This window comes from Neosynechococcus sphagnicola sy1 (assembly GCF_000775285.1).
Lineage (GTDB): Bacteria > Cyanobacteriota > Cyanobacteriia > Neosynechococcales > Neosynechococcaceae > Neosynechococcus > Neosynechococcus sphagnicola.
This window is the reverse complement of the sequence record NZ_JJML01000001.1, coordinates 25,479-48,483: the sequence shown is the minus strand read 5'-3', so window position 1 is coordinate 48,483 and position 23,005 is coordinate 25,479. Positions and strand designations below refer to the sequence as shown.

Genomic DNA, 23,005 nt, shown 5'->3' with positions numbered 1-23,005 from the left:
TCCTTCGCCGCGTTATCGAATCCAAATCGTCTTGATATTGACAAATTCTTGAATGCCCTGGCTACCCAGTTCCCGCCCGTAGCCGGATCGTTTGATCCCCCCAAAGGGCAGCCGCGGGTCTGACTTCACCAGGCCATTTATAAAGACCGAGCCAGAGACCAACTCGTTAATCAGGAGATCGCGCTCTTCAGGGACAGTTGTCCAGGCACTGGCTCCCAATCCAAAGCTGGTTTTATTGGCCAGGGCGATCGCCTGATCCAGATCCGCCACCTGAAATAGCAGCGCCACCGGCCCAAAAAACTCTGCTAGATCAGCCAAACTGCCTGGGGGAATATCTGTCAGCAGGGTGGGGGGATAAAAGTTGCCGGGGCGATCGAGGGGCTGTCCCCCCAGGAGCAGACGGGCTCCCTGCTGCACTGACTGTTGCACCTGCTGGTCTAACTCGTGCAAAATTTGGGGAGTCGCCAAGGGTCCCAGATCCGTTTCCGGCAGCAGGGGATCTCCCACCTTCAGGGCTTGCAACTGAGCCATCAGCTTTTGGGTAAAAACGTCCCCAATCTCCCCGACCACGATCAATCGCTTGGCCGCAATACAAGACTGACCATTATTCAGCATCCGAGCCGTCACCGCAGCGGTGACAGCGGTTTCTAGATCGGCACTGGGCAGCACAATCAAGGGGTCACTGCCGCCCAACTCCAGAACAGTTTTCTTTAAATAATGCCCCGCAGTTGCCGCCAAACTCATGCCCGCAGGCTCACTCCCCGTCAGGGTCGCCGCCTTAATGCGGTCATCGGCGATCAGGGACGCCACTTGATCGGCTCCCACGAGCAGGGTTTGAAACGCCCCCTCGGGAAAGCCTGCCTCGCGAAAAATCTCGGCGATCGCCAAGGCACACTGGGGCACATTGGAGGCATGTTTGAGGATGCCCACATTCCCAGCCATCAGTGCTGGTGCAGCAAAGCGAAACACCTGCCAGAAGGGAAAATTCCAGGGCATGACCGCCAGAATCGCCCCGAGGGGCTGGTATTTCACGTAGCTCTGATGGGCATCCGTGGTCACGGCAACATCAGCCAAAAAAGTAGCTGCATGTTCTGCATAGTAACGACAGACCCAGGCACATTTCTCCACCTCGGCGATCGCCGAGGTCAGGGTTTTACCCATTTCCAGGGTGATCAGCCGTCCGAGATCTTGCCGTTGCGCTGTCAAGATCTCGGCTGCGGTGTTCATCCAGGCAGCCCGCTGGGGGAAGGGAACCCACTGATAGGACTCAAAGGTTGCTTGGGCGAAGGCGAGTTTCTGTTCAATCTCCCCCGGGGTCAGTGCGGCAAAGGTTTTAATCAGTTCACCCGTCGTCGGATTAATCGTTGCGATCGCCATAGCCAATTCCATACCACTGTCTCAACCGTAACCCACAGCTCCCGGATCTAGCAGAGATTTCAGGAGAAAGTAACCCAGGGCGATCGCCCGTCTTCAGGTTTTAAAACATATAAGGGAGACTCCCTTCACAGAGAGACCCCCTTGGCGTAATTTTCTGATTTTTACAACCAGAAAATCGGTACTGCGAAACAGCCCGGATCTGGTGACAAGGCTCTACATCATCCAGGGGATTAGAGATCCTGCTCTGAAAACTCCCGCGTCATGTAGTCAAAGGGTTGATCTAAAAAGGCGACATCCTCAATTCCAGCAGCTGCTACCAGATCTTTGACCATGTCTTTCATAATCTGAATTCCACGAACTGTGGGGGCAATGGGAACCCCTAGGGAGTTATAGGTTTCCCGCAGGCCCTGGAGAACCCGCTCATCTAGAACATCCATACTGCCAGCCACCAATGCATAGCTGGCATAGCGCAGATAATAGTCCATATCCCGGAGGCACGCTGCGAAGCGACGAGTTGTATAGGCATTGCCACCCGGACGAATCAGTTCCGGGAGTTCCTCAAACAACTTCGATCCTGCTTGTCTGACAATCGCCGCTGCGTTGGCATTCACTACACCAGCCGCTTGTACCCGAGCCACACCGCTGCCAAAATAGTCTTTCAGAGCCTCAACAGCATTGCGATCTAAATACTGTCCTTTGAGGTCATAGTTCTCAATCAGGCCGGTCACTACATCCCGCATGGTCTCTCCCAATCATTCCTAATCACGGTTTACTATGATTCTGAAGCGCTACCTACACACCCGAGGAATTGCATCAGATTGTTCTTTCGTAGGTTTAGCGTCAAGTTTACCATGGCGTGTGACCCCAACATTGAACAGGCTAGGCCCCATCGGGACGGCAGCAATTAATCTTTAGACTTTGTTAAGCTCTCCCCTGAAGAAATTCGAGTAGCGGAAGCCCTCATATTTTTTGTAGCAAATAATACAATATTTTCGTCAATTCTATCTCTAGGATGATCTAGGTATAAACGTAGTCGGTTCCTGAGAGGCATGCGATCGCTAAGCATGGACGTATTTTGATGCCAATCTAGTCAAGAGCAGAGGGAATCCAGCGGTGGTGGTGCTTTCGACGGGGGTAAGAGTTGCTAAACCTTTGGTTGAAAGTTCTGAAACAGCAGATGTCTCCGTTTTGTCAGTCCTGAGGCTCTTTGGCAGCCCCCTCGTTAAACCTCATCATTTACTGTGAGTTGAGATTGCTCAGAAACTTAAGGAGTAACGCATGTCAACCCCCCAAGAAATTTTGCAGATGATTAAAGATCAGGGCATTCAGATGATTGACCTGAAATTTATCGATATGCCCGGAACCTGGCAGCACTTAACCGTATACTACGACCAAATTGACGAGAGCAGCTTTGTAGACGGCGTACCCTTCGACGGTTCCAGTATTCGGGGTTGGAAAGCCATTAATGAATCTGATATGGCCATGGTGCTCGACCCAACAACCGTCTGGATAGATCCCTTCATGGAAGAGCCAACCCTGAGCATTCTGTGTAGCATCCAGGAACCCCGAACCGGAGAACCCTATGCTCGCTGTCCACGGGTGATTGCCCAGAAGGCCGTTGACTATCTGAAAGCAACGGGCATTGGGGACACAGCCTATATTGGCCCTGAAGCTGAGTTTTTCATCTTTGAAGATGTCCGTTACGACCAGACCGAAAACAAAGGTTACTACTACGTGGACTCGGTTGAGGGTCGTTGGAACTCTGGCCGGGAAGAAGTGGGGGGCAACTTGGGCTATAAACCTCGCTATAAAGAAGGTTATTTTCCGGTACCGCCCACGGATACCTTGCAAGATATCCGCACCGAGATGCTCCTCACCATGGCCAAATGCGGAGTTCCCATTGAAAAACACCACCATGAAGTGGCAACTGGGGGACAGTGTGAGTTAGGTTTCCGGTTTGCTGAACTGGTGAAGGCAGCAGATTACTTAATGACCTATAAGTACTGCATTAAGAACGTCGCCAAAAAATACGGCAAGACGGTCACCTTCATGCCCAAGCCACTATTTAACGATAACGGCTCCGGGATGCATACCCACCAATCCATTTGGCAGGACGGCCAACCCCTGTTCTGGGGCGATGGCTACGCCAACCTCAGCCAGACAGCTCTCTGGTACATTGGCGGTTTGTTAAAGCATGCACCCGCTTTGCTTGCCTTTACGAACCCTACCACCAACTCCTATAAACGATTGGTGCCAGGGTTTGAAGCCCCCGTGAACCTCGCCTACTCGCAAGGCAACCGCTCAGCTTCCATCCGCATTCCCCTATCAGGCAGTAATCCCAAGGCTAAGCGGCTGGAGTTCCGTTGCCCGGATGCCACCTCCAACCCCTATCTCGCTTTTGCGGCCATGCTCTGCGCCGGGATTGATGGCATTAAGAATCAAATTGACCCCGGTGAACCGCTGGATAAGGACATTTACGATCTGTCCCCTGAGGAACTGGCGCTGGTTCCTTCTACTCCTGGATCCCTGGAGTTGGCGCTCAAAGCCCTTGAGGAAGATCATGAATTTCTGACCGCAGGTGGCGTGTTTACCCCCGACTTGATTAATACCTGGATCACCTACAAGTTGGATAACGAAGTCAACCCGATGCGGTTACGTCCCCATCCCTATGAGTTTGCTCTCTACTACGATGTCTAACCCTCCTTAAGGGGCAGCAATTTCTGATGATTGCTGGGGGAGTTTTGATTTGAAAGGGGTACAGGTTAATCTGTACCCTTTTTTAATGGGGCTGGTCATCCCGCGCCAATCGTTCTATCTGATAGCCAGGGTGCTCCATCATTCTTGCGTTACGATCAGGAAAACAAATTTACAAAAAAACATAATTATGACTGTCGCTTACCCTCGTAAACTTCAGAATGCTCTGAGTGCCCGAGAAATCTTGATGCAGGTGGTGCGCGATCGCGAGGTGCACTTAATTACCCTGAATCGCTACCGCTACAGTGAGCAACGCAGCTGCAAAGACCTGACAGATCTCGTGGAGCAGCTTGACGGCCAGCCCCCAGAACTGGTGCGGGATCTGTCTCGACATATTGCGGATGAGGCTCGTCATGCCCTGTGGCTCACCGAGCTACTGGTCGATTTAGGAGCCAGTGTGGGGACACCACCGGGGGCTTCCTACATTCAAGAGTTTGAGCGGTTGCTAGATCGAGGACAAGACCCGAAGCGAGATGTCGATGATTTTCTCATTGCATCCCTGGCTGCCATCAATGTCACCGAAAAACGGGGGTGTGAGTATTTTTCCGCCCATATTCATGCCTTGAAGCAGGCGGCTCAAACCCCAGAAAATCTTAAAATCCAGGCCACGATTGAGGGAATTTTCCCCGAAGAAGCCGCCCATGTGCGCTGGGGCAATCGCTGGCTGGCAAAAGTGGCTGCCCAAAGCCCAGAGCACCGCCGCAAAGTGGAACTGGCGAAGCAAAGATACACAGCCATTGAGCAGGCCGCCTTTGAGTCTGGGTTGGATATCACCTTAGGAGCAGAATTGCGGCGGGTCGGTTCCCTCCTGGATGTCGCCAATACCTTACCCCTATGGCAACGGCCTCAGTATGTCATAGAGAGACTTCCCCAAAGTCTCCTGTCCCTCGACTTGCAGCAGACTCGCGTTGATGTGATACAACGGGCTTGGCAGCGAGATCCCCAGGGATTTGTGGAGCGATTAATTCCCCTGTTTGTAGGGGGGCTAAGTCGGCAGTCCAAACCTCAGAAGGCCACGGCCTAGACCTGTATGACTTCAAATTGTCGGAGTGCTTGGAGTAAGCTATTGGTTGCGATGGTTAAAGATCGGCCGCCGGCCATCGCTGGCGCACCCTGCTCAGCCTGATCTCTGGGTGGGGGATGCAGCAGCAGTGGCCTGACTCACCTGACATGCTTTGAGGATAAACGCGATGACGACCTTACCGCCCTCGACTGAGACAACGGCCAACGTAGATTTATTTAGCGATTGGCTGGAGTCGATTACCCCGAACCATATCGAGATCATTGAAACCGTCATTTCCAGTCTGGATAGCGACCGCAGTGCCATGGTTAGCCACAGTGACGGCGGCTATCTTTGGAAGTTTAACTATGGCAGTGTGGAGGTCTTTGTCCAACTCACCGGGCTGACGGATGAAGACACCTTTACCGTTTGGGCAAGTGTGCTGAAACTACCTGCCAAGAATGAGCCCCAGTTGATGCGGGCACTCCTAGAAATGAACTGGTCTGCCACCTTTGAAGCCCGATTTGCCATCTTGGATGACCAGGTTGTAGTCTTAACCTCCCGGACGCTGGCAGAACTCTCCCCAAGTGAAATTTCCCGATCAGTGACCGTTGTGGCCTCGATCGCCGACAACAACGATGATGACCTCCAAGCCGAATTCTCTCAGGCATAGTACCTCTGAGATCGACTAATGAGATCGACTAACAGGGCACAGTGACAGTCCTCTTATTGAGGATTTTGAGGCTGCTTTGGGATTGTCGAGCAACCTGCGGGTATGCTAGGACTCAGCTATGGCAATTATCTCGTCTCAATCCCAGCCTTCAGATCAACCCCCTGCCCGACCAAAGCGATCTGGGCAAAAATCTACGTCCCCGATTACCAGACAAACAACTGACCCGTCAGCTCCGGGGCGATCGCCCGCCTCCGAGGACTTGCCGCTCCTCCGGCCCCAAGCAGAACCGGGGGAGGTAGGCAAGCCAGAGGAGAGTCTACGTCCGCAGCAGTTAGCTGAATATGTGGGGCAAAAGGACTTAAAGGAGCTGTTGCAGATTGCCATCCAGGCAGCAAAAGCCAGGGGAGAAGCCCTGGATCATCTGCTGCTATATGGGCCGCCCGGTCTTGGTAAAACGACGATTGCCCTCGTCCTGGCCGCGGAGATGGGGGTGGGCTGCAAAATTACCAGTGCTCCTTCCCTGGAACGCCCCCGTGACATTGTGGGGTTGTTGGTGAACTTGCAACCAGGGGATATCCTGTTCATTGATGAAATTCATCGGCTGCTGAGAGTGACGGAAGAAATTCTCTATCCGGCCATGGAGGATTTTCGCCTGGAGATTACGATTGGTAAGGGCCAGAGTGCCCGTACCCGCAGTATTTCCCTACCCCCCGTTTACCCTGGTGGGAGCCACTACCCGCATGGGTTCCCTCACCTCGCCCCTGCGCGATCGCTTTGGCCTGATTCAACGCCTGCGCTTTTACGAGCTGGATGAACTCACCCAGATTATCCAGCGAGCTGCCATGATCCTCCATACGGCAATCACCCCTGACGGCGCGGCGGAAATTGCCCGTCGTGCCCGAGGTACTCCCCGGATTGCCAACCGCCTACTCAAGCGGGTGCGGGACTATACCGAAGTCAAACAGTTGGGAACAATTAGTCAGGCGATCGCGGGGGAAGCCTTAGAATTGTTGAACGTCGATCCCTGCGGATTGGATTGGACCGATCGTCGCCTCTTAACCTTGATGATTGAAAATTTCCGAGGGGGACCTGTGGGACTAGAGACCCTGGCTGCGGCGACAGGAGAAGAAGCTCAAACCATTGAAGAAGCCTACGAACCCTATCTGCTCCAGATTGGCTACTTGCAGCGCACGGCCAGGGGGCGAGTTGCTACCCCTGCGGCCTGGAAACATCTCGGCTATTCGCCGCCCGATACCCAGCTATCCCTCCTGTCCTAGGTTTCGAGCTATAGTTGCATTGGTTTTTCAGCCCACCGATTGAGACAAACGAACACGTCCTGGCAACCTGGTGAACAGCGCAAAGTTCGGGAATTGTATTCAACCTTGACAATTGGTAGGGGGTTGCACAACAGCATGAAGCTATCGCTGCATAAAACCAATTTGGCTTGGTTGTACAGAACTATAGTTCCTTGTACACGTACTCCGTGGGATGTTAGGAGTCTCTAAGCTGCCTGTGGACGTATAGCGCCTATCAGTCTAGTAAGGTATACTGCAAGGAAGATGCTTTATAGTAACTGATAGACAACATGAGACCCTACTCCCTAGACTTGCGTCAGAAAATTGTTGATGCGTATGAGACCGGCAATATTTCACAACGCCAGTTAGCAAAAAACTTTGGAGTCGCTTTAAGTTTTATCCAAACCTTACTTAAACACTATCGTGAACAGGGTAGCATCGTCCCCAAAGTTCGGACTCAGCAGACCCCGACCAAACTTAATGCGGAACAACTTGAAGTCCTTAGGCAACTGGTCGAAACGCAGCCCGATGCCACGTTAGCAGAGCTTCGGGAACAACTTCGCGAAAAAACTGGGGTCTTAATTGGAGTAGCTACTGTGGATCGGATGGTACGTCTGAAACTCGGTTTCACCTTTAAAAAAAAGCCTCTACCCCACGAAGAAAGGAACGGATGAAGTCCAACTAGCCCGATTTGAATACTGGTCACTCCTGAAGGGTATCAAGTCGTTGAGTAGTTCAAATTGGGCTTGAGACAAATTACTGGGGTAAGCTTTACTCATGACGCTCTCTCAGTGCTGTGTACGACATATTCGCAGCTTACACTGAGTGAGCTTTTTTAACTGACTAACCGACTTTTAAAGCACCCTCTAAGAGTGAGGGGCTTTTTGGGGATGCTCGTACTTAAAACGTAAAGGTAGTCCGAATAACAGCTACACCGGTTGTCAGGTTATTGGAATCTCCTTCCGGATTGAAAATGACAAAGGCACCTGGAGTGACACTAATGTAATCATTCAGACGAATGTTATAGTAAGCCTCCACCTGGTAAGGGGTTGCCCGATTAATTGAGGGACCGCCAGTAAAGCTATTCGACGGAGTAAGAGATGCCCCACCACCAGCAGCAACTCGATACAAGGGTTGCCCAAACATAATCGCAGCGGTATTTCCTTTCACAAGTGCATCTGGGAAGTAGAAGCCCAGCAGCCAGCTAGTAAAGTTTGTATAACCGTCTCCAGCCGCGTTATTTACCATGATGTAAGCACCATAGGTGGCCAAGGATACTTTGGGATGGAATCGCCACGTTAATGTAGCACCAACAGAGTTGAGGTGTACTGGAGTTGTAATGGGTAGGCCGGCTAGGGATCCTGTTGAGAGACCTGCCAGTCCCATGCCCAAAATATTGACCTGATGATAGCTATAGGCGTAGTTCAGCCCAATATCCAGAGTTTTAGCTGGCTTCAGGGTTAACTGAGTAGAAGCAACAAAACTGCCATTAAAAAGCCCTGCTCCTAAAACATTTTCTGGGAAGGGGCCATTGGCAGGGATAGGAGCATTCACACTACCGTATAGGGCTCGCCAGTCAACCTTGGGCGTAGGAATGAAGATAAAGCCAGCTGCAGAAGCCAATCCTGTTCCAGACGTTCCACCAGAAACCCGCAGAACCGGGTTAAGTGCGACAAATCGAGAAATCGCCCCCTGTCCTTCACTAGCCCAAGGAAGCAGCGTTGGAAAGGCATCAGACACTTCGGCCAGTGGTGCAGCAAACAAGGTGAGCTTTTTAGCAACGGGGAAAATATAGAGCAGCTTATACAGGCAAACATCATTTCCCCCACAGCTCGATGTCAAGTTCTGGGGATTAAAGCCAGGAAACTGGGGCTCAAAGTTGAGCTTTGTGTTGCCTTCACTTAAAGGCGAACCAGCATTGGGAAATAAGACTTCCTGGACAGAACTGCCTCCGGCAATCACACTGCTGAAGTTGTAAGACTGCAAGCCGGTAATCAACAAATCCTTACCCGTGAAGCTAGACACCAAATTCAGGCGCACCCGGTTAACCATAATGGGTTGGGGATCTTCTCCAGCAGGTGTCCGGCTGCGAGGTTCCCCACCTGAGCCTCCCACCACAGCAAAAATTGCCTCTCCATTCAACTTGGTTGTTGTCGAGAATTGTTGGGCTTCCAGCTGTGTAGTCCGAGCTTCAAGCGTATCTACGCGCCCTCTCATCGTCACCAGTTCTGCTGCAAATTCCTCTTGCAGTTTTTGCAAAACTAGTAGCTCTTCCTTGGTCAACAAGGGCGAGGTGGTTGCTGACAGTAATTCTTCGATGCGCTGCATACAGGCATTTAGACCAGCGGCAAACTCATAACGAGTCAAGGCCCGCTGGCCGCGATAGGTGCTGTCGGGATAGCCTGCAATGCAACCATAGCGCTCCACTAAAGATTGCAGTGCTTGAAACGCCCAATCAGTTGGCTGCACATCTGACAACTGGGAGACCGAGGTGACCTGAGCCATTGCCTTAGAGCCGTGCTTGTCAGGCTGGTTAGATTCAGTTGAAACCCCTTCTAGATCCTCAACAGCAGTGACTGGAGATGAAGTTGATAATCCTGAGACTTCTGAAGTCGTCTCAGGAGAATCTGAAGATGAGCGAGTCAAGCTTGGGGTAGAATGCTTGACTTCAGCGGCAGATGATTTCGGTAGTGAATATCCTACTCCTAGCAGCAAACACAGCATCCAAAAAACATTCATCATCGAATAACGAAATTGAATCACTCAAACCTCCTCATCACTCTTAACTCAATAAAAAAAACCTTTACCGAAATTGACCAGCAGAGTCTTTGCCTCTGTCAAACCATCGACAAAGGCGAAACCGCAGATTATTCCTGTAATTCCGATGATGAACTTAGCCCAAACAGAGCAAAGATTGAGTGCTATGAATTGGACTATCAGAACTAGAAGAATTGTTAGTCTTAGAAATATAACTTAAAAGCTTTATCTTTCATTATTTGTTTTTCTTACTCCTTGCATAGGAAAATACATTGGGGCATCCTACTTTGGAAGAAAGATAACATCGCCAGTTCAAATTTGAAGTGTATCAATGTCTGATATACAAGAATAGAATACCTCAAATGGAGTACGATAGCTCAGTGTTTTTCGGGGACGATTATTAATTATGTCTACTACTTTTTCTAGATATTCTGGCTTGACAATGTTGAAATTCGTGGCTCTCTCGTTAATATGGTGATAATTTTTTCTAATCAGAGAAGCAAGCTAATAGCCTTTCTCGAAAATTGTTGAAATTCACAAAGCCATAAGCTTGCCGTTTAATCAACTTAATGCGATTATTGATTCCTTCCATTGCTCCGCTCGTCGTTCGATTCCGAAAATAATTGCTAATCCCATCTAAATGATTGCGAATTGTTGTAATCACTTCACTTTAAACTTCGCGGGCTTTACCTAACCACTATTGGAACTGATACTTCCCCTCCTCAACGGTCAATGACTGCTCATAAATAGCACGAAATTCTTCTTTCCATTCATAGGCTTTTGCTAATCGCTTTGCTCTAGACAGATGCTGTTCTAACTTTGACTTTTCTTCATCCGTTAAATCCTTGTCATTCTTCTGGGATGCGAATGAAACCTGGTTGGTGCTAATGATGGAAGCCTTGTTTGGGGCGTTTCCCCTCGCCTATGCCACAATTCTCAATGCCCTGTATATCCCGATTTTCATGATGATTTTCTGGCTGATTTTTCGGGCGGTGGCATTTGAATTTCGAGAACATTCCGAAGGCAAATTTCTTTGGAACTTTGCCTTCGGGGCAGGCAGCTTTATGGCGGCACTGGGACAAGGCTTTGCGCTTGGTAGTGTGATTGAAGGGATCACGGTTAATGAGGCAGGTCACTTTATCGGCTCCACCTGGGATTGGTTAGACTGGCGATCGCTACAGTGCCCGGATTCAGGTTGCCGAAATTCCTCCTGGATCTCCAGTGCTACAAACGCTGGTGACTGAAGTGTATGGTCCCAACTATCAAGGACAGATTGACCTCGCTACCAAAATTCGCCAGTTGTATCAGTCAACCGATGGGGTCGTCGATGTAGACTGGTATGTGGAAGCACCGCAGACCGACTCAAAGGAACCGATGGTAATTTAGTCCCTTTGAGTGCCTTGGTGAAAACGGAAACGACGACGGCAGACACCAGTATTTATCATAAAAACTTGCAGCCCGTTGTCTATATCCTGGGTGACGTTTCGGGCAGAGTAGAAAGTGCGGTCTATGCCATGCTTAACCTGCAACCCCAGATCGATAAACTCGTTCCGACCACTGGCACTAAGGTTCAGACCTACCTGACGGAACAACCCCCAACCACTGAAACTTACGCGATCAAGTGGGATGGTGAATGGCAAGTCACCTATGAGGTTTTCCGCGATTTGGGCATCGCCTTTGCGGTGGTGCTGGTGCTGATTTATGCCTTAGTGGTGGGTGGGTTTCAGTCGTTTGTCATCACATCCACTCCCCCACTCACCCATCCGCTCTCCTACCCTCAAAACCTCATGGAACCCATTCATATTTCCTATTTTTCCGATGTTCTTTGCGTTTGGGCCTATATCGCTCAAATTCGCCTGGATGAGCTGCAAACTAACTTTCAAGACAAGATTGCGATCGCGCCACATTTCGTCCCGGTCTTTGGCGATGCCCGTGAAAAGCTGGAGAATCGTTGGCGCGATAAGGGTGGCTTCCAAGGCTATAGTGACCACGTTCACGCAGTCGTGAAAAAGTTTGATCACATCACCGTTCATCCCGATATCTGGACTGATGTGATACCACCCTCCTCGTCATCCTGTCATTTGTTTCTCCATGCCATTCAACTACTGGAGATGAAGGGTATCGTTCCAAAAGCAGAGAAAGTGTTTGAAAAAGCAACCTGGGCCTTTCGGGAGGCGTTTTTTAACAAAACTGGCGAATGTTTCTGACCGCAAGGTACAATTTGGCATTGCCAAAGAGCTTGGACTGCCGATCGCCGCGATTCAGGAGCAGATTGATACTGGTGAGGCATACGCTCAACTCTCTAAAGACCTTGACTTGGTGAAGGAGCATACGGTGTCTGTCAGCCCCACGTTGATTTTTTAATGAGGGACGGCAACGGCTCAACGGCAATGTGGGCTACCGGGTCATCGAAGCGAATATTCGAGAATTGCTGCACAATCCTCCTGATGAGCAATCCTGGTGTTAATAAATACGACTCGTCATCTCGTTATCCCAATTCGCAACGTAACCTATGTGGAATGAACGATACAGCCAAGCTGAGAGGATGTTTTAAAAGGGTAGGCTTTAGCCTCAAATACAACTCAGAGGCGCGATCGCAAACCCTGGAACCCTGATTCTCTCGTATTAGCTTCTAGGTAGCTAGGGTGGTGAAACACACCCTGAAAGACTTTTAAAACATCCTCTGAGTATGTGTATGGCAAGAGCCCAAATGATTTTCTAGTGTCAGTGGTTCAGCAAATTCCCAAAGGGCGGGTTCTCTGTCTGGCAGATGGGGAAGGCAGGAATGGGGTGTATCTGGCACAGCAAGGATGTCAGGTTACAGCCGTTGATGCCTCTCCTATCGGATTGGAGAAAGCTCAAAAACTTGCAGCAGAGCGTTCTGTAGCGATCGAAACAGTCGTGGCAGATCTGGCTGAGTTCCCCATTCAACCTGATGACTGGGATGCGATCGTCTCGATCTTCTGCCACTTGCCACCCACCATCCGCGCTCATGTCCATCGGCAAGTGGTGACTGGACTGAGATCGGTTGGGGTGTTTGTGCTAGAAGCCTACACGCCCCGTCAACTGGCATTCAAAACAGGGGGACCGCCCACTGCTGAATTGACAATGGAACTGGCAACCCTCCAGCAAGAACTGAAAGGATTGGAGTTCAAGCATGCTGTTGAACTGGAGCGAGATATCCAGGAAGGGTTATTTCATCGGGGGCGTAGCGCAGTCGTGCAGGTGGTCGCTGTGAAAGCATAATTGTTAGCTTATCGAGCAAAGATCATCTTGAGTGCGATCGCCAGCATCGCAACGCCAAACACCTTTTCTAGAAGCACATTCGAGAGACCAGTCGCCAGCTTTGCACCCAGCAACCCACCTAAGAAAAAACCAGCACACAAGAGAGCGGCAATCTGAAAATTCACAGATCCTTGCTTGTAGTAAGTCCATGCCGCCAGTAAGCCAACCGGGGGGACTAACATGGCCAGAGTTGTGCCCTGGGCTTCGTGTTGGGATAAGCCAAACCCAAAAATCAAAATCGGGACGATCACGACTCCCCACCGATGCCAATTAAACCGCTCACAACACCTGCCGTAAGCCCTAAGAGTAAGTACAGTAAAATGTGGGTCATAGGTAAAAGCGCCTGTGATTGGATGAATCGCCACAAGAGGCATTATGGATTCTGGAGTGATTTTGACCAATGGTCTTCAGCCTGAGTCAGTTCTGGTCACTCCAGAGTCATTATTGCCGCTGGGAACGGGTAGCACAAGCATGGCACCTTCCAATGAGCAGATGGTACTGGAATGTAGCCAGTGGTTAAGTTTTCATCGGCTTTGGGGACAGCTTCCAGCACAACTATTAACCGCGATCGCCCAGTCCTTACAGTGCTTTCGCGTCGAACCCCAAACACCGATCTACCGGGAAGGACAAAAAAATATTGGGCTATACCTGCTGAAGTGGGGCGCAGTCGAGATTGCTCGACTGTCTCCGATTGGCAAATCTCTGATTCGCTATCGCAGTGCTGGAGAGCTGTTCGGCTATGTGTCATTGATGGCAAACCCTGAAAACAGCAGGCACCAGACGCAGGCGATCGCCCTCACGGCTAGTGAAATCTGGTTTTTACCCAAGGCTCAATTTCGTCAGTTGATGCAGCAGTCTAGCGAGCTTGAACATCTATTCAACGCCCTGTTAGCGCAAGACTTAAACGCCTTCAGTGCCCGCATTGCTCAAGAACAACGCCGGATTCAAGGCTTACAAGCTTACATTCAAGCGGTTCCAACCGGAGAGATGATCCTGGGCGACAGCAAAGCCAGTCAAAAGCTGGTGGAACAAGTTGATCAAGCCGCCGCTACTCTGAAACCTGTTTTGTTTCAAGCCCAACCAGGAACTGGAAAAACCTTTCTGGCAGGGCTGATCCATGCCCGTTCTGGCATCGCAGACCAGCCGTTTACTGAGCTAGATTGTGCCAGGTTGCCTCGAACAGAGGATGGTAGGCTCAATACTGACGCTTTATTTGGTAGAGTCGGCGGACAATCGGGCATCCTCGCACTGTTAGAGCGGGGAACCCTACTGTTGAATAATATTCAGGTGTTGAGCAAGGGCGATCGCGCCCGCCTGACCGACTACTGCAAAACGGGGGGTGTCCTGCCAAATCATGGGCTGAGTAGTTCCAGCACTCTGACAACCGAGCCTCCCAAGCCGGTTCAGTCCTGGGTTCGCTTAATTCTTGCTGCGCCGGACAAACTAGAGTTGCCAGCGGTAGATGCCATTCCCATCAAGCTGTTTAGCTTGCCCCAGCGCAAGGCAGATATTCCAGCGTTTGCCCGTTACTTTCTAGCCCGGTTCTGTCAGGCACAAAATCGTCCATTGCTAGACCTGGATCAGTCGGATCTGCGGCGCTTGCTGAGCTATGACTATCCGGGCAACCTCACAGAATTAGCAGAAATTTTGCATCGGGCGGTGATCATGACCCCACCAGGACAAGTTGTGCTTGCAGAACAAGCCCTGTGGTCGGTGCAGTCTGCGAAGAACGCCTTCCGAGTGGATTTGCTCACCCATGTAACCGGGCTGCGGCAAGTGCTGCTGAGTCGCTGGTATCCAGAGGGCATCTGGATGGTGATGATGGCAGTTTTTTGTGCCCGTCACGATCGCTGGATTTATTGGTCCCCAAGCACGAGACAGCAGTGTGACGCTCAATCTCTTTTGGGCGTGGTGGTGGCCCGGTTATCTGTTTCTCTTCGTCTTTGTCGGGCGGCTCTGGTGTGCCGTTTGCCCCTTCATGATCACAGCCGAATGGCTTCGCCGATTCTCCCTGTGGCTGTTTCCACGTCAGCAACTCACCTGGAATACCCAATGGCTCAATCGCTGGGGAGCCTGGATCTTGTTTGGTGGCTTTGTGGCCATTTATTTGTGGGAAAAGCTCTGGGATTTGCCGCACCATGCCGTCCTTTCTGCCTGGTTGCTCCTGGCGATTACAGCCGGAGCGGTGATTTTTAGCCTAATTTATGAACGGCGGCTCTGGTGTCGCTATCTCTGCCCGATCGGCGGTATGAACGGGATGTTTGCCAAACTGGCAATGGTGGAGTTGCGATCGACTCAACAGGTGTGTGGGAGTCAGTGCAGCACTTTTGGTTGCTATAAAGGCAGTAGCGCCACCCCTGTTACCTTTGCCGATGCCCTGCCGACGGAAGGACAGGCAACGGGCGGCTGTCCGCTCTATTCGCATCCCGCGCAATTGCCGGACAACCGAGACTGTGTGCTGTGTATGACCTGTCTCAAAGCCTGTCCTCATCGATCGGTGCAGTTAAACCTACGGTTTCCCACATCAGACTTACTGGATCATCACCGGGGCTTTTGGGCAGAAGTCGCGCTCCTCTTGCTGTTGTTTGGTGGGGTATTTATGCACCATGCCCAACGGCTTTTAGGCTGGCTAGGCTTCCACGATGTTCCCCTTGATGCTGACCATCTACTGACCAGTACGCCGATCGCCCTGGCACTCCTGAGTATCCCAGCCGTGCTGACCTATGGCACCCATGCGATCGCTCGCCTGCTTGATCCCGAACAACCCACCTATCTCACCCTCATCTACGCCTATCTGCCCTTTACCCTGGCCGCAAACCTGGCGCACTATATCCCATCGGCAGTCACAGAAGCGGGTCAAATTCTGCCTGTCCTGGCGCGAACCCTGGGCTTCAGCGGCACGGGCTTACCGACTCTCACCTGGAGTGCTGATGTTGCCGCTTTCCTTCAAGGAGTCACGCTGCTCTCCGCTCTGATTTTTAGTGTCTACCCACTGTTACGTATTACCAAGTGCACCTTGCTCAGCAATCTGCCTCATTTACTGTTAATCGCCGGACTGACGGTGACGAGTTTCTGGCTCATTATTTGAGGGCTTCTCGGTTTACTTTATGAACATTTATAAAAACATTACTGAAATCACTGGTCACACACCACTGGTCAAGCTCCAACGCTTACCCCAGCAGTTTGGCTGTGTCGCCGAAATTGTGCTGAAGCTAGAAGGCATGAATCCGGCCAAGTCCGTCAAAGATCGGATTGCTGTCAGCATGATGCTTGAAGCAGAACGAGCCGGACTGATTCAACCCGGAATTTCGACGATCGTGGAGGCAACTTCCGGGAATACGGGCATTGGGTTAGCGATGGTATGTGCCGCCAGGGGCTATCGCCTGATTTTGACGATGCCAGACAATATGAGCCAGGAACGACGGCAAATTGTGCAGGCGTATGGAGCAGAGATCATCTTGACTCCCGCCGCCGATGATATGCAAGGGGCGATCGCCTATGCAAGTCGGCTACTCACCACACTGCCCCACGCCTTTTCACCCCATCAGTTCAGCAATCCTGCCAATCCCAAAATCCATTACGACACCACTGGACCCGAAATCTGGCAGGACACTGAGGGACAACTCGCTGCATTGGTATTGGGGGTGGGGACGGGCGGTACTCTCACGGGCGCTGGACGCTATCTCAAACAACAAAATCCCAGCCTCCAAATTGTTGCGGTTGAACCTGCAAACAGTGCGGTGCTGAGTGGCAAGCCTGCGGGCGAACATAATTTACAAGGCATTGGTGCAGGGTTTATACCAGATGTCTTGCGAGTGGATTTGATTGATGAAATTGTCATCGTTACCGAAGCGCACGCCTATGAGACAGGACGACAATTGGCGCAAGTAGAAGGCATCATGAGCGGTATTTCAACGGGTGCAGCGGTTTATGTGGGGTTACACATCGGGCAGCGATCGCACTACCAGGATCAACGGATTGTGATCATTCAACCCAGTGCAGGAGAACGCTATCTCAGCACGGCAATGTGGCACGAAATTAGCACAGAGAATGCTTCACAAAAACCTCCCGCTGCCTTGAGTCATGGCTAAAAGGCAGCTTAACCCTGAGCAACCCTGGCGAGTGCGCGATCGCTTCTTGGAACTGCATTCGCGTTGGATGACGTTGATTGGCGAACACCTACAAGACCATCAGGGGGAGATCCTGGAATACTGGCGGATTGAGAAGGCAGATTCCGTGATTGTTTTGCCGATTCAGGACGGTCAATTTTTGCTTCCGCCTCCAAGCTATCGTCCTGGACTTGGGCAGGTGACATTGGATTTTCCAGGTGGTCGAGTGTTAGAGGAACAAACGCCTGAACAGGCAGCGATCGCAACCTTAAAGCGAGAATTAGGGATTGAAGCAGCGAATATCACTCAATTAATTCCTTTAAATACCGAAGGTTGGGCAGTAAACAGTTCCTTTTCCAACCAGAAACTGTATGGTTTCGTAGCTCATATCCATAGCCTCTCACCCCCCCTGCCCAACACTATTGCAACCACTTACCCCGTCAGTGCCGCAGGCGTTCATCAGTTGCTTCAAAACCTCAACTGCTTGCAGTGTCGTGCCGTGCTACTGGAATGGGCAATGCCGAACTTGTCTTTTCAGCCAGTAATAACTGTTCAAAACTCTGAGCAATGCGAGTTTTGAAGCGCTCCCGATGCTTGAGCAATTTGAATGATCTCATAACGTCTGGTAACGGCACTGGTTTCTAAAAGGAGGATAACTATAGCGGTTCTTCGTCGGATGAGGTACAGGTAGGACGACACAGGGTAGGGTTTAAGCCTCTAGTTTGTACCTCACGGGAACCGGAAACGCTATATCTGAAAATCCTGCCAGACAAAGATTTCAGGCGATCAAAGCTCGAATCCCTGAAATGGCTGTTCACAAAGGGTTTACTGGTTTCATCATTCATTAGCAGTCCAGTACCAACGCAAGCACCTCTGCACGTTATTTTATAACTGTATGATTATATAATTGTCAGTAGGCGATCTAGAGTTCAAAGCCCTGTTTTGCCTTTCAAGCCACTAGTAGTTTCAGTAGCTCAGCCGTGCTAACCAGCGACTGTCTGTTGTCGCTATTGATGCCTATGCCCCTTCAGGACTAAACTCATACCTGTATGCCATCATTACCATCGCTTCAAATTGGTCAACATCGTGCCCGCTATCCTATCATTCAGGGAGGCATGGGCATCCGCATCTCTGGAGCACAGCTTGCCGCTGCCGTTGCCAATGCAGGTGGGATTGGCATCATATCCGCTGTTGCTCTAGGACTAAACTCACCCTACTTTGATATCACCCAGCCGAATGCTCGCAAACGTAGGGAGCAGTTTTTTGAGGCCAATCGGCTGGCGTTGATTGATGAAATTAGAAAAGCACGAACGTTAAGCCCGAATGGGATTCTGGGCATCAATGCGATGGTCGTTGCCCAAGATTATGAAACGTTGGTGCGGACAGCGGCTGAAGAAGGGGTCAATCTGATTATTTCAGGCGCAGGCTTGCCGCTGCCATTGCCGGAATATGCCGCAGCACATCCAGAAGTGGCACTGGTGCCGATCGTCTCCAGTACTCGTGCGGCGCGCATTATGTGCCGCAAGTGGGAGCGGCAATACGGACGGCTGCCGGATGCGTTTGTGGTGGAAAATCCCAACTCGGCAGGAGGGCATCTGGGGGCTAAATTAGATGAACTGGGCGATCGCGCTTTAGAGGCTGAACATGTCATCCCAGAATTGGTAGCCTATCTCCAACAAAAAGTCGGTCAAGCTATTCCAGTGATTGCGGCTGGCGGGGTGTGGGATCGTGCCGATATTGATCGGATGCTGGCCTTAGGAGCTAGCGGCGTACAGATTGGCACTCGTTTCATCACTACCGATGAATGTGATGCCGTTATCCGTTACAAAGAGTTTCATCTCCATGCCAAACCAGACGATGTGGTGATTATTTCCAGCCCAGTCGGAATGCCAGGACGAGCGTTACGCAATGCGTTCGTGGAGAAGGCGATCGCAGGTTCCCCTGATTTGGAAAAACGGTGTTTGTTCAATTGTCTCCATGCCTGCAAATGCCGCGATGAACAGCAATACTACTGCATTGTTCAAGCCTTGGATAAAGCCGCACGGGGGGATATCGAAAATGGGCTGATTTTTTCGGGTAGCAATGCTGGACGTGCCAAACACATGATGCCCGTTGCTGAGCTGATGGCAGAGTTAGTTGCCTGAATTGTCAGCTCTCATCCTGCTGGAGTTGCAACCCGATAACAGCGGGTGAAATGATAAAAGGGTGGGATAATGAGAAAGACCCGTTTTGGGATCAATCGATGCGATTCAAGCAGTCAATTCAGACGATAGTGCTGGGATTCGCCCTCTGGGTTTGTCTTTTGTTTGGTGCTGGGCAAACCCCGATCATGGCAGCAACGCTCAACGCGGCGGCTGGATCGGTCTCTCAGGAACGGATACAAACTCTGCCTGAAGCAGTCCTAACTCTAGAATCAGGAGTCGATCACTTTCTCACAGCAATGCCAGCAGGCTATTACACGATCGCCAATGTCGAAGGCTTAAAAAGTCTGTTGGAGAACGATCAGCCCCTGTTAGTAGATGTGCGTGAACCATCTGAATATCAGTCTGGACATATTCCTGATGCCATCAACATTCCGCTCCGAACCTTAACTCATAATCTGGATAAAGTCCCGCGCGATCGCCCCGTAGTGTTGTACTGCTCAACGGGCTATCGATCGGCAATGGGAGTAATGACCTTACACCTGTTCGGCTATGATAATGTCCGGGGTTTTCCGCCAAGTTTTGCAGGCTGGAAAACCGCCGGAGAGGCGATCGCTAAAGCCTGACCGTGGGAGACTCGGAAAGGATAAGCGGGTAGTCAACCTACACCATTCGTCATCATCTTGCTGACAATCTTTTGTACAATTTGCACACCTGTCACGGCTTGCCAGCCAAATAGTCCCAGCAGAATCAGGTTTAATGAAACGTGGATGCTGCGAACCCAGTCATGCTTTTGCATAAAGGGCACCAACGCCGCAGACGTGGAAACCAACCCCACCATTCCTAACCCTGCAAACAGGTGGGGACCAATCACAATTTTGCCGTTGTTGAGGTAAGTCACGGTGATGCCTCCGATCGCTCCTATCACCATCAGTGCCAGGAGGATGGAGCCAATTTGGTGATGGCGAATCGCGAACCGACCCTTCACCAGTTCTTTCTTGAGTTCGCCGTCTGCCAACCGCGCCCGCCGAACTTGCACACCCAAATACATCGCGTAGAGCGCAACCACCAACAAGATCCACATCGTAATCGGGTGGAAGAAACTGAGATAGGGCTTGAGAGCGGCTAGACTGTCTGAACTCATGATGCTTATCTCCAAAGTATTTATATATCTTAAAATCAGTTCATCATTCTATAACTTTTTAGCTATAGAATATCTACTTCTGAACAGTCAGCGATTGCCATTCTCCAACCACATCAGGAGAAACATTGAGGATGATCTCTGGCTGGTCGAGGGTGGCAAGGGTGAGCCGTAGCGGCATCGCTAACTCTAGCTGCATCAAGATCGGCTGTAGATCATACTGTCCGACATCAGGTTCCATCTGGGCTTTATCCGTAAACATATCGTGGGATACATCTGCGGCGGTCAACGTTTTGCCCATTGAGTCGGTGAGCGTTAACGGCTGCGAATGATCAATTTCTGCGGTGCCTGGAAACCCAACGAGACGCAAGTAGATCACGGCTGTGTCATCGGGGCGAATGCGCTTGAAGGCGATCGCTTGCCAACTACCGCCCTGCTGATCTTTGAGGGTTTGGCGAGACTGGTAGACCATCTGCCCTGGGGCTTCTTCTAACTGGCGAATAGCAGCTTGAGACGGGGCGATCGCCAGATTAATCGTGAGCGCCCAGACTAGCATTGCGAGTATGAAGGTTGATCCGATCAAACGTAAAACAGTTTTCATTTGCACTCTTCCTTGAATTAATTGAAATCATCATTAATTAACAGCTTTTTGCATTGCTTTTTGCATATCATCGGGAATGAAAACGGCATACATACCTCGCAAGTCGCCAACCTGGAAGTTATACGCTAAATCTTGAGGGTAGCCATCTTTGACAAACTGCGGGCGGCGATCCTTTAAACCATGACAGGCGAGGCAACTGGCTTCCACATCAATGCGGCGGTAGTAGCGGGTTCCTATCTGTTGATCCAGGGTTTCTCGATCCCAAAAACCAATCAGCTCTGGCTCTTGGTTAAATTTTGCCAACGCAATTTGGTCGTGCAAGTTGCCTGGGGCGTGGTCTGGATTGCGATATTTCTTAGCAATCTGTTTGACCTGCCAGCCGTTCTCTTGGCTGAGTTGGATAGCTCGCATTCCGACCGGACGACAGACTTCTTTCATCGTTTGCATCGTGGGTGCTTCGGTACTGCCTTCCAGAGAAGAGGCTAGCCCAGTACGCATAGCATCCAGGGATTCAATTTCTTGGACAGCCTGTGCCAAATCGTTTGGATGAGGAATGACTGGAGCGGCTGAGGCAGTCGCTGGATGCCAACAGATCGACACTAGGCTGACACTGATGATCAGAACAAGGCTCAGAACACACTGGTATAACGTTTGCATCGGTTCCTCCTTTTCAGATGAATTGGATCGTCATCCTGCAATCAGGCTGATCTCAACAGAAGCGCGAGGATAGGGAAAGAATCAACGTAGGGCAACCGTTTCAATGACCGACTACGCTGATTTTTAATGCGAGCTAAATCAAGCCTGGACCTTTGTGTCGCCAATCATGTTCCGCGGTCAATTTACCGCCCTCATCCTCAGACAATTCCTGCAACTGGTGGGCATATTCTGCTTGTTCCTGCGCCGTTTGGTCTCGCATATCGCCAGGAACATTGACGTACATTTCTGGCTCGATCGCGTAGTTATTGAGCAAGCCCTCTTTATCGACCGTGTAGCCCTCTGTTACTTCGCTCAATTCGCCACTAGCTTCGACATGGGAGGTATGCCAAAAATCCTTACCTTCTCGATCCTGACGGGCGGCAGATTCAGCCGGAATGATGTGCGCGTCATATTGCGGGATAGAATCTTGGAAATCATTTTGGGTGCTCATTGCAATAGTCCTTTGTGGTTTTTATTCAATATCTTGGGGTGATTGTCTTAGCTCTCGCTTCTAAGCCTAATGACGAACTCCATAACTGAAATGGGAAAATTGCTTGAGTAAATTCATAACTCTAGTCTCCTTTATTATCCTGATAGCCTGTTAGTTGAATTCTTGTATGAATTGAATGACTACGGCACAAAACGCAAGAGAAAAAAATGATTCATAAAACAAGTGAGAAGGATTTTCAAGTCAATCCTCTAGCTAGTCACTAGACGATCGCCCATCTTCTTCTCATAACAGTTATGTTGGAAGCGCTGGGTCGCCTGTGCGGAGCACGTATCGTACATTAAATATTGCTTTACAATTCTATAACCAATTAGCTATAATATAAAGGTAAAGTTACAAAAACTTGCGATCGCCTTGGGAGTCGCTACTTGCATCACTGCACCAAGGTTTTTGCAATCCGCTCAACAATGGAGATTTCAGCTATGAAAACGAATGTGGGTTCCATCGATCGCCTGATCCGCTTACTGTTGGCTTTGGTGCTGTTTTATTTGGGACTGTTCCTCTACAGTGGTTCTACCCTGGGCATCGGGCTAGTGGTTGCGGGTGGTGTCTTACTGGTGACGGCGCTGATCGGCTTTTGCGGTCTTTATCGCCTTCTGGGAATTCATACCAACCAGATCAGTGAGCAACTTTAAAGGGATGCACTCATCAACACTTAAGGAGATCCT

20 protein-coding genes and 8 pseudogenes are annotated in these 23,005 nt (G+C 50.5%); 18 read left to right on the top strand and 10 right to left on the bottom strand.

Annotation, left to right across the window (positions count from 1 at the left end):
- Positions 1-12: 12 nt before the first annotated feature.
- Both DO97_RS00280 and apcB read right to left on the bottom strand, forming a co-directional pair.
- Positions 13-1,377: an NAD-dependent succinate-semialdehyde dehydrogenase gene (locus tag DO97_RS00280; protein ID WP_036530170.1), complete on the bottom strand. Its 1,365-nt coding sequence runs from the start codon at positions 1,375-1,377 to the stop codon at positions 13-15.
- A 230-nt stretch (positions 1,378-1,607) separates the two neighbouring features.
- Complete coding sequence (apcB, locus tag DO97_RS00275; protein ID WP_036530168.1) at positions 1,608-2,117, bottom strand: allophycocyanin subunit beta; 510 nt, start codon at positions 2,115-2,117, stop codon at positions 1,608-1,610.
- A 538-nt stretch (positions 2,118-2,655) separates the two neighbouring features.
- Between apcB and glnA the strand changes: the two genes are divergently transcribed.
- From glnA to DO97_RS00250, 5 genes and pseudogenes are all read left to right on the top strand, one after another.
- Positions 2,656-4,074: a type I glutamate--ammonia ligase gene (gene glnA, locus DO97_RS00270; protein ID WP_036530166.1), complete on the top strand. Its 1,419-nt coding sequence runs from the start codon at positions 2,656-2,658 to the stop codon at positions 4,072-4,074.
- 187 nt (positions 4,075-4,261) lie between these two features.
- Positions 4,262-5,155, top strand: a complete 894-nt coding sequence (locus DO97_RS00265; protein WP_036530164.1) for a ferritin-like domain-containing protein — start codon at positions 4,262-4,264, stop codon at positions 5,153-5,155.
- A 166-nt stretch (positions 5,156-5,321) separates the two neighbouring features.
- Positions 5,322-5,804 (top strand): YbjN domain-containing protein, encoded by a 483-nt coding sequence (locus DO97_RS00260; RefSeq protein ID WP_036530162.1) that lies wholly within the window; start codon positions 5,322-5,324, stop codon positions 5,802-5,804.
- 118 nt (positions 5,805-5,922) lie between these two features.
- Positions 5,923-7,081 (top strand): annotated as a pseudogene (gene ruvB, locus DO97_RS29960) (Holliday junction branch migration DNA helicase RuvB).
- A gap of 329 nt (positions 7,082-7,410) precedes the next feature.
- Positions 7,411-7,773: a helix-turn-helix domain-containing protein gene (locus tag DO97_RS00250; protein WP_162182902.1), complete on the top strand. Its 363-nt coding sequence runs from the start codon at positions 7,411-7,413 to the stop codon at positions 7,771-7,773.
- A gap of 226 nt (positions 7,774-7,999) precedes the next feature.
- Here the strand turns inward: DO97_RS00250 and DO97_RS00245 are convergent, their stop codons facing one another.
- Positions 8,000-9,604 (bottom strand): iron uptake porin, encoded by a 1,605-nt coding sequence (locus DO97_RS00245; RefSeq protein ID WP_239651315.1) that lies wholly within the window; start codon positions 9,602-9,604, stop codon positions 8,000-8,002.
- A gap of 16 nt (positions 9,605-9,620) precedes the next feature.
- Here DO97_RS00245 and DO97_RS25565 point away from each other — a divergent pair, with 16 nt between their 5' ends.
- The gene (locus DO97_RS25565; protein WP_239651314.1) at positions 9,621-9,848 is read left to right on the top strand and encodes a hypothetical protein; all 228 of its coding nucleotides are present in this window, start codon (positions 9,621-9,623) and stop codon (positions 9,846-9,848) included.
- A gap of 320 nt (positions 9,849-10,168) precedes the next feature.
- Here DO97_RS25565 and DO97_RS30500 read toward each other — a convergent pair.
- Both DO97_RS30500 and DO97_RS25555 read right to left on the bottom strand, forming a co-directional pair.
- A pseudogene (locus DO97_RS30500) lies at positions 10,169-10,318 on the bottom strand (IS30 family transposase); the annotation flags it as partial.
- 25 nt (positions 10,319-10,343) lie between these two features.
- A pseudogene (locus tag DO97_RS25555) lies at positions 10,344-10,745 on the bottom strand (ISL3 family transposase).
- Between DO97_RS25555 and DO97_RS00235 the strand changes: the two are divergent.
- From DO97_RS00235 to DO97_RS00225, 4 genes and pseudogenes are all read left to right on the top strand, one after another.
- A pseudogene (locus DO97_RS00235) lies at positions 10,699-11,034 on the top strand (cytochrome d ubiquinol oxidase subunit II); the annotation flags it as partial. The pseudogenes DO97_RS25555 and DO97_RS00235 overlap by 47 nt on opposite strands.
- A gap of 58 nt (positions 11,035-11,092) precedes the next feature.
- Positions 11,093-11,242: a hypothetical protein gene (locus tag DO97_RS25550; RefSeq protein ID WP_239651313.1), complete on the top strand. Its 150-nt coding sequence runs from the start codon at positions 11,093-11,095 to the stop codon at positions 11,240-11,242.
- A 401-nt stretch (positions 11,243-11,643) separates the two neighbouring features.
- Positions 11,644-12,323, top strand: a pseudogene (locus tag DO97_RS30495) (DsbA family oxidoreductase).
- Positions 12,324-12,577: 254 nt separating this feature from the next.
- Positions 12,578-13,102, top strand: coding sequence for an SAM-dependent methyltransferase (locus DO97_RS00225; RefSeq protein ID WP_239651311.1), 525 nt, complete (start codon positions 12,578-12,580; stop codon positions 13,100-13,102).
- Positions 13,103-13,110: 8 nt separating this feature from the next.
- Here the strand turns inward: DO97_RS00225 and DO97_RS00220 are convergent.
- Positions 13,111-13,472 (bottom strand): annotated as a pseudogene (locus DO97_RS00220) (TSUP family transporter).
- A gap of 44 nt (positions 13,473-13,516) precedes the next feature.
- On the opposite strand from DO97_RS00220, the pseudogene DO97_RS25540 reads away from it, so the two are divergent.
- The 7 genes and pseudogenes from DO97_RS25540 to DO97_RS00195 all read left to right on the top strand — a co-directional run.
- A pseudogene (locus tag DO97_RS25540) lies at positions 13,517-14,776 on the top strand (cyclic nucleotide-binding domain-containing protein); the annotation flags it as partial.
- Positions 14,777-14,975: 199 nt separating this feature from the next.
- A pseudogene (locus tag DO97_RS27970) lies at positions 14,976-15,098 on the top strand (hypothetical protein); the annotation flags it as partial.
- Between the two features lie 138 nt (positions 15,099-15,236).
- Positions 15,237-16,229 (top strand): 4Fe-4S binding protein, encoded by a 993-nt coding sequence (locus tag DO97_RS25530; protein ID WP_239651334.1) that lies wholly within the window; start codon positions 15,237-15,239, stop codon positions 16,227-16,229.
- 19 nt (positions 16,230-16,248) lie between these two features.
- Positions 16,249-17,232, top strand: a complete 984-nt coding sequence (gene cysK / locus DO97_RS00210; protein WP_036530149.1) for a cysteine synthase A — start codon at positions 16,249-16,251, stop codon at positions 17,230-17,232.
- Complete coding sequence (locus DO97_RS00205) at positions 17,225-17,830, top strand: NUDIX domain-containing protein (protein WP_052128187.1); 606 nt, start codon at positions 17,225-17,227, stop codon at positions 17,828-17,830. The genes cysK and DO97_RS00205 overlap by 8 nt, the downstream gene beginning before the upstream one ends.
- Before the next feature lie 469 nt (positions 17,831-18,299).
- Positions 18,300-19,394 carry an NAD(P)H-dependent flavin oxidoreductase gene (locus DO97_RS00200; RefSeq protein WP_036530146.1) on the top strand — a complete coding sequence of 365 codons (1,095 nt, stop codon included), beginning with the start codon at positions 18,300-18,302 and terminating at the stop codon, positions 19,392-19,394.
- A 98-nt stretch (positions 19,395-19,492) separates the two neighbouring features.
- Positions 19,493-20,017, top strand: coding sequence for a rhodanese-like domain-containing protein (locus DO97_RS00195; protein WP_036530142.1), 525 nt, complete (start codon positions 19,493-19,495; stop codon positions 20,015-20,017).
- Between the two features lie 32 nt (positions 20,018-20,049).
- Here DO97_RS00195 and DO97_RS00190 read toward each other — a convergent pair whose 3' ends face one another.
- The 4 genes from DO97_RS00190 to DO97_RS00175 form a co-directional block, all read right to left on the bottom strand.
- Positions 20,050-20,535 (bottom strand): DUF4079 domain-containing protein, encoded by a 486-nt coding sequence (locus DO97_RS00190; RefSeq protein ID WP_036530139.1) that lies wholly within the window; start codon positions 20,533-20,535, stop codon positions 20,050-20,052.
- A 73-nt stretch (positions 20,536-20,608) separates the two neighbouring features.
- The gene (locus tag DO97_RS00185; RefSeq protein WP_036530136.1) at positions 20,609-21,133 is read right to left on the bottom strand and encodes a DUF3122 domain-containing protein; all 525 of its coding nucleotides are present in this window, start codon (positions 21,131-21,133) and stop codon (positions 20,609-20,611) included.
- Positions 21,134-21,166: 33 nt separating this feature from the next.
- Positions 21,167-21,790: a Tll0287-like domain-containing protein gene (locus tag DO97_RS00180; protein WP_036530130.1), complete on the bottom strand. Its 624-nt coding sequence runs from the start codon at positions 21,788-21,790 to the stop codon at positions 21,167-21,169.
- Between the two features lie 133 nt (positions 21,791-21,923).
- Positions 21,924-22,280, bottom strand: a complete 357-nt coding sequence (locus DO97_RS00175; RefSeq protein ID WP_036530129.1) for a hypothetical protein — start codon at positions 22,278-22,280, stop codon at positions 21,924-21,926.
- Positions 22,281-22,759: 479 nt separating this feature from the next.
- Between DO97_RS00175 and DO97_RS00170 the strand changes: the two genes are divergently transcribed.
- Positions 22,760-22,972: a YgaP family membrane protein gene (locus tag DO97_RS00170; RefSeq protein ID WP_036530128.1), complete on the top strand. Its 213-nt coding sequence runs from the start codon at positions 22,760-22,762 to the stop codon at positions 22,970-22,972.
- Positions 22,973-23,005 lie beyond the last annotated feature (33 nt).